Source organism: Bacillus sp. FSL K6-0994 (genome assembly GCF_038630815.1).
In the GTDB taxonomy this organism is placed as follows: Bacteria; Bacillota; Bacilli; order Bacillales; family Bacillaceae; genus Bacillus; species Bacillus safensis.
In genome coordinates, this window is the sequence record NZ_CP152043.1 from 3096705 (window position 1) to 3109186 (window position 12482).

At 44.2% G+C, this 12482-nt stretch carries 12 protein-coding genes; all 12 read right to left on the reverse strand.

From position 1 onward, the window contains the following. Positions 1–92: 92 nt before the first annotated feature. Positions 93–908 carry a nickel import ATP-binding protein NikE gene (gene nikE, locus MHB69_RS16260; RefSeq protein WP_034280968.1) on the reverse strand — a complete coding sequence of 272 codons (816 nt, stop codon included), beginning with the start codon at positions 906–908 and terminating at the stop codon, positions 93–95. Between the two features lie 13 nt (positions 909–921). Continuing rightward, on the reverse strand, positions 922–1737 hold the full coding sequence (gene nikD / locus MHB69_RS16265) for a nickel import ATP-binding protein NikD (protein ID WP_181566857.1): 816 nt from the start codon (positions 1735–1737) through the stop codon (positions 922–924). A gap of 4 nt (positions 1738–1741) precedes the next feature. Further along, on the reverse strand, positions 1742–2575 hold the full coding sequence (gene nikC / locus MHB69_RS16270) for a nickel ABC transporter permease subunit NikC (RefSeq protein WP_070326035.1): 834 nt from the start codon (positions 2573–2575) through the stop codon (positions 1742–1744). Beyond that, the gene (gene nikB / locus MHB69_RS16275; protein ID WP_061110100.1) at positions 2572–3516 is read right to left on the reverse strand and encodes a nickel ABC transporter permease subunit NikB; all 945 of its coding nucleotides are present in this window, start codon (positions 3514–3516) and stop codon (positions 2572–2574) included. Before nikB ends, nikC begins: the two co-directional genes overlap by 4 nt. An 18-nt stretch (positions 3517–3534) precedes the next feature. Next, the gene (gene nikA, locus MHB69_RS16280) at positions 3535–5157 is read right to left on the reverse strand and encodes a nickel ABC transporter substrate-binding protein (RefSeq protein ID WP_335370802.1); all 1623 of its coding nucleotides are present in this window, start codon (positions 5155–5157) and stop codon (positions 3535–3537) included. Between the two features lie 149 nt (positions 5158–5306). Then, positions 5307–6485 (reverse strand): aminotransferase class I/II-fold pyridoxal phosphate-dependent enzyme, encoded by a 1179-nt coding sequence (locus tag MHB69_RS16285; protein WP_034280979.1) that lies wholly within the window; start codon positions 6483–6485, stop codon positions 5307–5309. Next, positions 6485–7171 (reverse strand): acetyltransferase, encoded by a 687-nt coding sequence (locus MHB69_RS16290; protein ID WP_342495774.1) that lies wholly within the window; start codon positions 7169–7171, stop codon positions 6485–6487. Before MHB69_RS16290 ends, MHB69_RS16285 begins: the two co-directional genes overlap by 1 nt. Beyond that, the gene (locus tag MHB69_RS16295) at positions 7134–7727 is read right to left on the reverse strand and encodes a sugar transferase (protein WP_080943491.1); all 594 of its coding nucleotides are present in this window, start codon (positions 7725–7727) and stop codon (positions 7134–7136) included. Before MHB69_RS16295 ends, MHB69_RS16290 begins: the two co-directional genes overlap by 38 nt. A gap of 20 nt (positions 7728–7747) precedes the next feature. After that, a complete protein-coding gene (locus MHB69_RS16300; RefSeq protein WP_342495775.1) occupies positions 7748–9262 on the reverse strand; it encodes an MATE family efflux transporter in 1515 nt (504 codons plus the stop codon). A 28-nt stretch (positions 9263–9290) separates the two neighbouring features. Then, complete coding sequence (locus MHB69_RS16305) at positions 9291–10319, reverse strand: polysaccharide pyruvyl transferase family protein (RefSeq protein WP_342495776.1); 1029 nt, start codon at positions 10317–10319, stop codon at positions 9291–9293. Between the two features lie 5 nt (positions 10320–10324). Further along, on the reverse strand, positions 10325–11347 hold the full coding sequence (locus MHB69_RS16310) for a glycosyltransferase (RefSeq protein ID WP_034280986.1): 1023 nt from the start codon (positions 11345–11347) through the stop codon (positions 10325–10327). A 27-nt stretch (positions 11348–11374) separates the two neighbouring features. Further along, entirely contained in the window at positions 11375–12478 is a 1104-nt protein-coding gene (locus tag MHB69_RS16315; RefSeq protein WP_034280988.1) for an EpsG family protein, read from the reverse strand. Positions 12479–12482: the final 4 nt, after the last annotated feature.

Consider the following 12482-nt stretch of genomic DNA (forward strand, 5'->3'; position numbering starts at 1 on the left):
AGATTGCCTGCAAAGGGCTAAAATCTTTCTTTTCGCCCTTTGTCTTTTTTTCAGCTTGAGACCTACACGCTGAGGTATTGATAAAATGAAGTTTACCGAACCGGTCTGCCAATCGTTCGTGACAAAGGATGGTCTGCGAGCATTGCATTTCTCATTTTCCGCACCGCTTCCTTTTCTGATGAAAAAAAATCATCCTTTGATTGAAACTGGGCAGCAAGCTCTCCTTGATCAAGAATCGCCAATTGATCACATAAGTGATAGGCTGCTGTTATATCATGTGTAATAAATAAGTAAGCCACACCCAGCTCCTTCTTTAATTCTACTAATAAATCTAAAATGACAGCCTGCGTCACCATGTCTAAGCTGCTGACAGATTCATCAAGCACAATGAGCTTTGGCTGGAGCAATAAGGCTCTAGCGATGTTGATCCTTTGCAGCTGACCGCCGCTGAATTGGTGCGGATATTTAGACAAATCCTTTTCACCGAGCCCGACTCTTTCCAGCCAGTGAATCAGTATGTTTTTACGTTCCTTCCGGCTCATAGATTCATAGTTTTCAAGCGGCTCAGATAAAATTTGTTCGACTGTCCACCTTGGATTTACCGCCGAATAGGAATCCTGAAACACCGCTTGCACATGCCGGCGAAAATGCTTACGTGTTGGCTGATCTGCACGATAGACATCCTGACCTTCAAAAAGAACCTGTCCAGCTCTTGGTTTCTCTAGACCAAGTATGATGCGGCCCAGTGTACTTTTCCCTGCGCCGCTTTGTCCCAGCAGCCCAAGGCAGGTGCCTTCTTCAATAGTTAAATCGACGCTTTTCAGAACAGGGGCTGCGCCTTTTTTTCTGACTAGAAACGACCGGCTGTTGTACGCATGACTGACTGCTTTCACTTCTAATAAATGCAAGGGACTTCTCACCTCAAATCGGACAAACAGCTGGGATGGATGGACGAGCTGCTAATAGTTTTTTTGTATAATCATGCTTTGGTTGTTCAAAAAGTTCAAGAACTCCCGCCTTTTCAACTATTTCTCCTTGTTTCATGACGACAACTTGATCTGCCATTTCAGCAATGACACCAAGATCGTGCGTAATGAGTAAAATGGCCGTTCCATGTTCATGACGAATTTGGTTCAGATGCTGAAGCACCCTTTTCTGATTGTGTACATCTAATGCGGTTGTCGGCTCATCTGCAATGATGAGGGGCGGGTGCATACAGGCAGCCATGGCAATCATGACACGCTGCAGCATCCCTCCGCTTAATTCAAAAGGATACTTATTGAACAGCTGGTCTGGCTGCGGCAGATTCATTTGCGCTAACGCATCTATTGCCTGTGATCGTGCCTGCCTTTTACTGACAGCAGTATGCCGGCGGATGGTTTCAACCAGCTGATGGCCGATTGTCCATACCGGCGTAAAGCTGTTCATTGGATTTTGCATAATATACGAGATGTCTTTGCCCCGAATGGAACGCATATCCTTTTCACTTATACCGATCAATTCTCGTCCCTGTAATGTGATACTGCCAGTGACTTCAGTTGTTTTTCGATCAAGCATCCGTAAGATCGACATACTTGTTACTGTTTTCCCGCAGCCGCTCTCACCGATTAATCCAAGAATTTGACCACGCCCTACTTCAAACGAGACTTCTTGAATAAGAGGGGTTGGCCCTTGAGGAGTTTTCGTCTGCACATGCAGGTTCTCTACTTGTAAAATGGACTCTTGCACATTGATCATTCCTTTACACACGGCGTTTGATGCCATATTTCTCTGAAAGGGCTTCTCCTAGTAAATTAAACAGAACCACCACAGCCATGATCACAAGACCTGGGTACAGCATTAACTGAGGATTCGTTTGAATGTACGACTTTCCTTCATGAATCATCGCTCCCCATTCAGGCATAGGAGGCTGAACGCCTAATCCGAGAAAGGACATCGCTGATATGTCCATAATCGCCCAGCCCATTTCAAGTGTTCCAATGACTGCTAATGGCGGCAGAACATTGGGAATCATATGCTTTCTCATAATGTTCCAGTGCGAGGTTCCACTGATCTTCGCAGCTGCAATAAAGTTCTGTTCTTTTAAACTGAGCACCATTCCTCGGAAGACGCGGGCATAATACACCCATTGCACTAGCATCAAGGCAAGTACGACTTGAGAAAGTCCCGGACCGAAGATGCCGACTAATCCAAGGATCAGCACCAGGTTGGGAAATGCCATGACGCCGTCACAGATTCTCATCAATACGTGATCGATCCAGCCGCCTTTGTATCCTGAAAACAGGCCGACAATTAAACCAATGAATAACGAAGAAAGAAAGATTAATAACGCACAGCCGAGCGAAACGCGCGCACCATATAAAATACGAGATAAATTGCATCGCCCTAATTGATCTGTCCCAAGAGGATACTCCCACGAAGACCCCTTTAGCTTCATCGCTAGATTGACAGCTGCCGGATCATGTGGAGCGATCCATGGTGCACATATTGTCACAATCAGCAGGAGACCGAGCAGCAAAGCGCAGATCGAGATCATCTTTTGATGAGAGAAGAGATGTTTTACTTTTGTCATCATTGCTGGCGGCCTTCCTTTCTAGAAATACGGGGGTCAATGATCAGCTGAACTAAGTCAACGATCAAGCTGCTCAAGATAAAAATACAGGCTGACATGAGGACATAAAATTGAATGACAGGCAGATCCCGGTTAAAGATCGCTTCAATAAAAAAGCGGCCAAACCCCGGCCATGAGAAAACAGCCTCTACAATAATGGTTCCGGTCAAGAGCTTGCCAAGGTTCACCCCAAGTCCGGTCAGCATCGGCGATATCGCCATTCTGAACACATGCTTGAACATGATCGATTGTTCCTTCAATCCTCTAATTCTCGCATATTGAACGAAAGGCTCTTGAAGCGCCTCACTCACACTTGACCGTAACAGCCTTGTATACGTAGCAATTAAAGGGACTGCCAGTGTGATCGACGGCAGAATGAGATGCTCCCATGTTCCAATCCCTTCAACTGGTAAGAGGTCAAGCTTCACTGAAAAAAAGAAGATGAGCAAATACCCCAAGACAAACGTCGGGATAGATGCTCCTAAGAAAGAAATGAGCCGGCTCACATGATCCACGGCACCATTTTTCCTCATGCCGCTGAAAAAGCCGAGCGGAATGCTGACACAAATAGCGATCAGCAGACTGGTAAGCGCCAATTGAATTGTCGCCGGTATTCGATAAATCACCTCATCAACGACAGGCTGATTGGACATATACGACTGGCCGAAATCAAGGTGAATGACTTTTTCAATGGTATGAAGATACTGCATATAAAATGGCTCATCTAAGCCAAATTCACTTCGTTTTTGCGCTAATATTTCATCCGTAGGCTGAATATGAGCCGCTGCTAAATATGCCTCAGCCGGGTCAACTGGCGAGAGGTGAATCATACCAGTTGTGAGCAGTGTAGCTAATAAAAATACAGGAATAATTGATAGCACTCGTTTGACGATATAGCGGCCCATTTCCTTACCTTCCTTCTGTTACTTCAGCTTAATGCCTGTGAAAGGATGTTCATCACGATTTGCAGGGAATTCAAAGTCCTTCACAGCTTTTTGATAAACGGCTGTCTTTTTAAAATAAGAGATTGGCACAATTGCCCCTTGATCCTGTAAAGAGGATAAAACAGACGAATACAGTGCTTTGCGTTTCTTTTCATTTGTTGTGGATGGAATTTCCGTCATTTCTTTGATCAGCTTTTCCTTATTTGGGTAGGCTGAAATGGCTTCTTTGAATCCAAAACCATCTGATGAGAGAACGTTCATAAATGTATGCGGATCATACGGCGCTCCGTAGTTGCTAAAGAAGTTCATATCAAACTTATTGGCTTTAAAGCGCTGAACCTGTGTGGCCAAATCCACACCCTCAAGCTTAACGCCGACACCAACGGCTGCCCATTCTGCTTGCAGCGTTTCCGCCATCGCTTTTTGAATCGATTCCGCTGAGTCATACATCATACTAAACTCAAGCTTTTTCCCATCTTTTTCACGAACGGATTTTCCTTTTGGAAGTGTCCAGCCCGCTTCATCCAGCAATGCTTTGGCTTTGTCCACATCATATTTGAAAGACTTCACTTGAATGTGTGACGTATACGGCATGTTAGTCGGCAGGATGTGATCTGCTTCATCCTCTAAACCTGAGGTGACCCCTTCTACCATTGATTTTTTATTGAAGGCATATTGAAGGGCATGACGCACTTTCTCATCTGACAGCTGATTCACTTTTGTGTTCATAACAAGCTGTCTCGTTGCAACAGGCTCTGACATTTTCGTTTCATACTTGCCGCTTGCCTCAAGCTGTTTGTAGGAATCAAGGCTAATGGTTCCTTCTCCGTAAAGTAAATCCACATCACCTTTTTCAAATGCCATGACTCTCGTTTCCGCATCTGGGATGACCTTTACCTTGATTTCTTTTACCTTTGGTTTTTCTCCCCAATAATGATCGTTTCGTTCGAAAATGGCATAATCATCTTTCTTATATGTTTTTAAAACCCAAGGGCCTGTCCCCACTGGTTTTTCAATTCCTTTTGACGTATCTCCGTTTTTAGGGAAACCTGCTTCACCTAAGAAACGAACTGGACGAACAACAGCTAATTCTTGCACAGTTGGATAATAAGGTGCTGTTAATGTGAGTTTAAATGTCTTTTTATCAACGGCTTCTGTCTTTTTGATTTTCTTAATGACACCTAACCAGCTATGTAAATCTTTATTTTTTAAAATCGTATCGAAGTTCTTTTTGACAATGTCCGCATTAAATTTAGAGCCGTCTGAGAATGTCACTCCATCTCTTAAATGGAACGTATACACCTTGCCATCCTTTGAAACATCCCATGATTTCGCTAATTCAGGTTTCAGCTTACCATTCTTTTGATAGCTGACCAATGGCTCATAAATCATTGATTGCGCAAATAATTGTGATGGGTTGTATACGTGTGGATTCATTTCACCAATATCTCTTGGCCACGCCATTGTGATCATATCAGGATGATCCTTATTGCCTTCTGCTCCATTGTTTGTTTGAGAGCATCCTACAAGTAAAAAGAAAATAAGCAGAAATGGTAATGCTGAATTTATTTTAATTTTCGGAAAATTTCTCCAAATAGACATAAGTTGTTCCTCCTAATTGATGCTGATAATCATTTTCATTTTAAGGAGGAAGGCACCTGTTGTCAATATCATATTTGATACGAAATGACAACACTTATTCCTATTTATTCCATAAATTGAGGAATTTGATAGAAAGAGAGGCAGGCTGCTTACGAATGAGCAGCCTGTGAAGAGGTAAATGTTTTTTCTCGCAGCATGTCATGGAGTATATGGATGATACGCTCCTGATCTGCATCTGTCATGCTCGTTCCAGACGGAAGACAAAGCCCCCGCTCAAATAACAGCTCAGATACAGGAGTGCCTTTTTCCGCAGTATAAAAAGGGCAATGACGAAAGAGCGGCTGCTGGTGCAGCGGCTTCCATACACGCCTTGCTTCGATTTGTTCTTTTTCTAAAGCACCAATGATATCTGCTGGAGACAATTGTGTGTCACATTCAATGGTCAAGGCCGTCAGCCAGCGGTTGGATTTCGTTTCTTGATATTCTGGCATCAAATGAAGACCCTCTGATTTTGATAAAGCGTCCTGATAACGCTGGAAAATGCGGCGCTTTTGTTCAACACGCTCGTCCAGCACTTCCATTTGAGCAATCCCGACCCCTGCTAAGAGGTTGCTCATGCGATAGTTGTATCCCATCTCTTGATGCTCATAGTGCATCGCTTGTTCTCTGGCCTGTGAAGCAAGAAAGCGGCATCGTTCAATCGCAGCTTCATCATCACTCACAAGCATTCCGCCCCCTGATGTTGTAATGATTTTATTTCCATTAAAAGAATAGATACCGAACCTGCCCATTGAGCCGCTTTTTCTTCCTTTATAAAGCGCGCCTAACGATTCAGCCGCATCCTCAATGACTGGTACATCATATGCTTCACACAAAGCCATGATCTCGTCCATTTTTGCACTTTGCCCATATAAATGGACAACGATGACCGCGCGAGGTTTTTTACCAAGACGTTTTGATTCAACAAAGGCTTTCTCTAAAGCAAGCGGGCACATATTCCATGTCTCCCTTTCAGAATCAATAAAAACGGGCTCAGCTTGTTCATATAAAATCGGATTTGCCGTTGCAACAAACGTGAGGGTGGAACAAAAGACAATGTCTCCTTTTTGTACACCTATCAGCTTTAAAGCAAGGTGAATCGCTGCTGTTCCTGAGGATAAAGCCGCTCCTGACTTCACTCCTGCATAGTCCGCCACTGCCTGTTCAAATTCATTCACAAGCGGTCCAAGCGGCGCAATCCAGTTGCTCTTGAAGGCTTCCTCTATTTTGAGAGACTCTTTTCCGCTCATATGCGGAGGAGATAAGTAAATTCGCTTCCTTTTTTTCATCACTTCCCACCTTCTCTCCGGTCTTTGATTTCAATTGCAGGAATTCCTACAGCGACCTTATGATCATGTATATCTCTTGTCACTGCCGCTCCAGCGCCAATGACCGTCCAGCATCCGATCGTTGTACCGGGTGTCACCACGGCACCAGCCCCAATATGGGCACCTTCCCGCACGGAAACACCGCCAGTCAGCACCGCGCCTGGTGACAGGTGCACAAACGATTCGAGTTTGCAGTCATGCTCGACGATAGACCCTGTATTTATAATCGTATGCTCACCGATGGCTGCATCTGCTTGAACCACTGCCCTTGCCATCACGACAGTCCCCCTTCCAATGACAGCTGACGGACTCATCACCGCCTCTGGGTGAATGAGTGTGGCAAACGCTGTATCTTCAAATGAGAGGCGTTCCTTGATGAGCTGTCTGATCTCATTTTGTCCGATCGCAATCAGCCATTTCATATGAGGCATTGTCTCTCTCAGCTGCTCACTCATGGAGATCGGTCCATACAAAATCCCGCTTTGAGTGACCGCCTCTTCAAATTGATCATCTAACACCGCACATAATGAGTAATCGGCATGTGCAAAAATGAGATCTTGGATGACTTTGCTATGTCCTCCGGCCCCAATTAAACCAATGGTTTTCTTCTTATATATCGGTTCCTTTGAATTTTTCAGCTGTGGCATGATCCGGCTGCTGCACCCCCTCTGTTTTCATGACCTTCAGCAAGGTCATCCATAAAATTTTCATATCGAGCCAAAACGATTGATGCTCGACATACCAAAGATCATAGGTGAATTTCTCCTCCCAGGTAAGCTTGTTCCGGCCGTTCACCTGTGCCCATCCTGTTATGCCTGGCTTCACAAGATGACGCCTTGCTTGTTCTTCTGTATACATAGGCAAATACTCCATCAAAAGCGGTCTTGGCCCTACAAGACTAAGCTCTCCTTTGAGTACATTGACAAGCTGCGGCAATTCATCAAGACTAAGCTTTCGAATCAAGGCGCCGGTTTTTGTTAATCGCAGATGATCTGGCAGCAGCACCCCATGTTCATCGCGTTCATCGGTCATCGTCCGAAATTTATATAGCATAAAAGGCCGGCCATACAGACCAGGCCGCTTCTGCCGAAACACCACAGGCGTTCCAATTTTCCATCTAATCAGTCCATAGATGAGAAGAAAAAGAAGACTGCCTGCGATGAGCAGCGTCAATGCTACCGTCACATCTATCATTCTTTTCATCATTGCATCTCCTTTTCATATTAGCGGGAGACCGCATGTTTTACCTTACGCATCAGCTGCATCCGCTCTCGTTTCGTTCCTGCAAACAGATACAAGTAGCCCATATAGAGAATGAAACAAAGCCCGCCAATACAAAACAGCTCCCACCATGAAGTCACGTTATATACCGCCTGAATCCCCGCACAGATGCCCCAAATAAATAGCCCTCCAGCAAGTGGAACCAGTGTATGCTTGTAAAAGATAGTGCGTTTCTGATTCGTGATCCTGGCTGTATAAAATGGCAGAAACACAATATTTTTAATCAATAAAACCATTGCCCCCGCTGATGCAATGCCATATAAACCAAGCTGCAGCATATGAGTCAATCCATAGGCAAAAAGCACATTAGAGACACCTAATATAAGGGTGACAACTGCAGGAACTTTCAATCGATTAAACACAGTCGGCACATATGTGAGCGGTAAAAACATCAAGGTCAAACATAAATAAGCCGCATGAATCATAAGAAGCCATTTCAGTTCTTCAAAGGCAGGCCCAAGCCATAAAAGCATGAGCGGACCAGCGAGACCTCCTAGAAGTGCGGCTGGGAACGCAACAAATAAGCCGCTCCACTTAATGGCGTTTGCAGCATATTGAATGAGTCCCTCTTTGTCCTGATTCGAATAAAATTTCGTGATCGTTGGTGCAAACACAACGGCCAGTGTCCCTGCCAGTGTGCGTAATAATAATGGGAACTGTAAAATTGCCGCATACTGGCCCGTCGCTTCCGCTCCAATGAGCAAGTTGGTCATCAATAAATCAATTTGTAAAAACAACAATATCCCCATTTGCTCAAATGAATGCCAGACCCCTGATCGAACAAGAGTGAGACTAGACGATAATGAGACGTGCCGCCACTTGAACGAAAACCATGGGATGAGTTTCTTAAAATAATAGATACCGATTCCCATAGCCGCTAAGCTTCCAATGACGGCCGCAAGCGGGATATGCCAAATGGCTGGTGTCGTCCATGTAAACAGGATGACAATCATCAGCGCCCTCAAAAACATTTGAATCGCCTGTCCAACACTTGATACATAGAGCTTATTCGCATAAAACGGTGCAGCCCCAATGCCAGACATGACGAAATTGAGCATAAATAAAAGACCCCCTAAAATAAAGGCGGTCTGTGTATCTTTCGCGAGATGAAAAGGCACATGAAGCCACTCAACCAGCTGTTGAGATATGAAAAGACAAAGCAAAAAGAGACTGATCGATAGTAAAAACGAACTGACGAAATAGGAAGCGAGATAGCGCTGCGCCTTCTCCATCTCTCCTTTATGAGCCGCCACAGAAAAAAATCGCACAACAACCGCACTTAACGAAGCCGTAATGACCGATAAATAGTTGATCATATTTTGTGTCAGATGGATTAAGCCGAATGCTTCCACCCCAAGCGTACGAACAATATAAGGTGTTAAACATACAGACATAAGCATCATTAGGACAAACGTGATTAAGTTCGCACTGGCATTGTAAAGAAACGCTCGATTCATTGTGCTTTCACGCAGCGTTTAAGAGCCCTCATCCAGCTTCCTCTCCCTTTTGACCGGTTGTTTTCATCAGCTGATGAACTGCCTCTTTCGCAGCTGCCTCATTTGGTTCTTTTAAAAGGGTCATAAACGGAAGGTGAGCCACCCACTCAAATCCCTCCATCACCTTATGATCAAACGATCTAAGGACAACACACGGTGTATGAGTGATCGCACAAAAAATCATGCCATGCAGACGATCTGTCACGACGACCTGTGCTTGTTTAAACTCCGTCCACAAATCCGTTAATTCATCTAATCGAGTTGTTCGATCGACTCGTCTGCCAATTGTCGTTGTGATCAAACCGACTTGATCATATGTCTCTTGGATATGCTGCTGCAGCTGCTGGCGCTCCTTCTTTGTGAGATACGCTTCTTGATCCTCACGCAGACAAAGCAAAACCCCTTCACGTGTTTCATCCTTTGATGATTCGTCTAATGACAGCACCATATCAGGCTGTTTCCACACATCTTGATCAGGAAAATGAAGCTTCATCCATTCATAGGTTGTTTGATCTCTTGCCATGAGGAGTAGTCTTGGATGCTGACTATACGTGTAAATGGCGCGGCGCTCCTCTCGTTTCCCTCTCTTTGTTTCTGTAAAATGTACAGTAGCAGGCAGCTGGATCATGGGATAGGACTTGAAGGTCTTGATGATAAATTGTCTCGTCCATTCTTCGTACCGGTATAAATCCCCCATATTGCCCCCGCCGATCATACAGACGATGTCTTCTGGATGCCGGCTGCGCTTTAGCGGACGGGCAAGGCGATAGATATCCTTCATGTCCACTTCTATGATGTCATAGGCTGGAAAGTGTTTCTTTAAAAAACAATAACTCGCATAGGCAATCGCATGATCCCCTAAATTATCATGGCCCGGCAGCAGCGTGAGAATGATTTTCTTCTGATGACTCAGCTCTGGCAGCCTTTGGCGGCTCAGTCTATACTCAAGCGGATATTTGACCTTTAAAAGCAGCCACTCTGCGGTTTTTGCCTTCAATTGCTGCACTGTCAATCCCATCACCCCTATTTCCTTGTCTGATATTCGATCCATTTTTGATAGCTAGAAGCCGCGGCAGAAAGCGGATAAACCAATCGGCACTTAGCAAGAAATAAAATCATTCGCTTTCGAACCGTGAGCTTCGATAGTTCCACCTGTTTGACGGCATGCTGAAAAGCATCATGTGTGATCATTTCACGCATGTGATCAAGCTTTTCCTGAATAGAGAGATCATTTTGGCTCTTCCATTCGTTGAGCATACAATGAAGCGTATGATTGACGATAAAAAAGTCTAATGCTTTCTCATACAGAGAGATGTCATCATGCTCTTTTAAAAAAGAGCGCTGTGCATGATAAAAGCTCAGTCCATGATGAAAATACTGCTTCTGATATCGCTGCACAATAGATGACAGATGAACCCTGTAATAATAAAGGGGCTCATGAACAAAAGCGATGCTGCGTGATAAAGAAAAACAGCGCAGCGTCACATATTGATCTTCAATGTTCTCAAGTTCACCCCGCAGCGGAAATCGAATGTGGTGTTCCTCCATAAAGGCACGCCGATACAGCTTATTCCATGAGAATCCAGTCAAGTCTCCGTGTAATAACGCTTTGATTAAATCCGTTTTTTCGGCTGAGCGCTTGTCTAACAGCGTCGTTCCTATCGTTCGCTTTGACTGTTCAAATTGAATCCAATACTCGCTCACAATAAGATCTGCCCCGGTCATTTCGGCTTTTTCATACATAGCTTCACAGTAATGAGGAGCGAGAATATCATCTGAATCCACAAAGGCGAGATACGTCCCCTTCGCTTCCTCGATGCCCCGGTTTCTCACAGCGCCTAACCCTTGATTGGGTTGATGGATTACCCGGAAACGCTCATCACGCTCAGCAAATGCTTCAAGCCATTCACCGCTGCGGTCGGTCGATCCATCATTGATAAGAATGACTTCTATATCAGAAAAGCTTTGATCTGCAATTGATTGAAGACATTGCTCCACATATTGACTCGTATTGTAAACTGCGACCAATAGACTGATAGCTGGCATTACAGCATGCCCCACCTTTCTTCAAATCTACTTTGTAAATATCGTTCTATACGGCAAAACCGAAGAATCAAACGGCATCAGCATGATGCTGTACAGAATATAGCAAACAGCAATCCCTACATACATAAACACATTAGACCGCTGATCAAAAATGCGTGTGAAATATGGCAGTAAAATGAGCTGATACAAGCCAAAATAAATATGAAATCTTGCATAAATGACATCCTTCGTTGCAAGGATGCCAAACAAGAAACCAAGCAAACAAAAATTCACAATGTAATCACTCTCAGGCGTCAGCTCACGAAGTCGTTTTCGATAAAAAAAAGCAAGCAGAAGCGGCAAAATCAAGACACCGATTTTTGTCACATTCATTCCATTCGTATTCGTTGTGAGCCATTCCTCGTAATGACCATATGAACTGCCTTGCAGCATCACGACAAACACTGAGACAAAACGGTCATAAAGAGCGGTTAAGCCTAAGAACACCAGGCATAAGACCAGCATCATCCAAGACCAAGCCTTTGTTCTCACAATAAAATACACAGGAATCATGATGAGAGCGGATGAATGAAACAATGAACATACAAGGACGAGCGGAAAATACAATTTCCACTGTCCATTGATCACCAACCGGACGGCATAAAAAAGAATCGCTGCCACCATATACTGACGCATGCCATTAAATGACGCATAATAATGAAAGGTCCCAAGAAAAAGCAGCATACTCAGCTCAAATGGACGGCCATATTGAATAAGCGTCTTTATGATAAAAAAATAAGTAATGGCCCCGACTGAGATATACATGATTTGCGGATCATGAGACAGTTGATTAAGCATCCATAAAATAAACGTAAACCCTGGATCCGTTGCGGCCTTATCCACACCGAATCCAAATATATGCCAAGGCTTTTCGTAATTGATGGAGAACTCATACATCTGGCCATATGTGACAAAATCGGTTCCTACTTTATACCGAATACCAGCTACGATACAAAGAAACAGAAACGGAAAAAACACCAGAAGCTTATTAGGCCGCCATCCGCTTTGAATGGTATCATCACGCCTGCCGTAGAATGCGGCAAAGCTCGACCATAAATAGACCATGATCATATTCACCAAATAAACCGCCATCTGC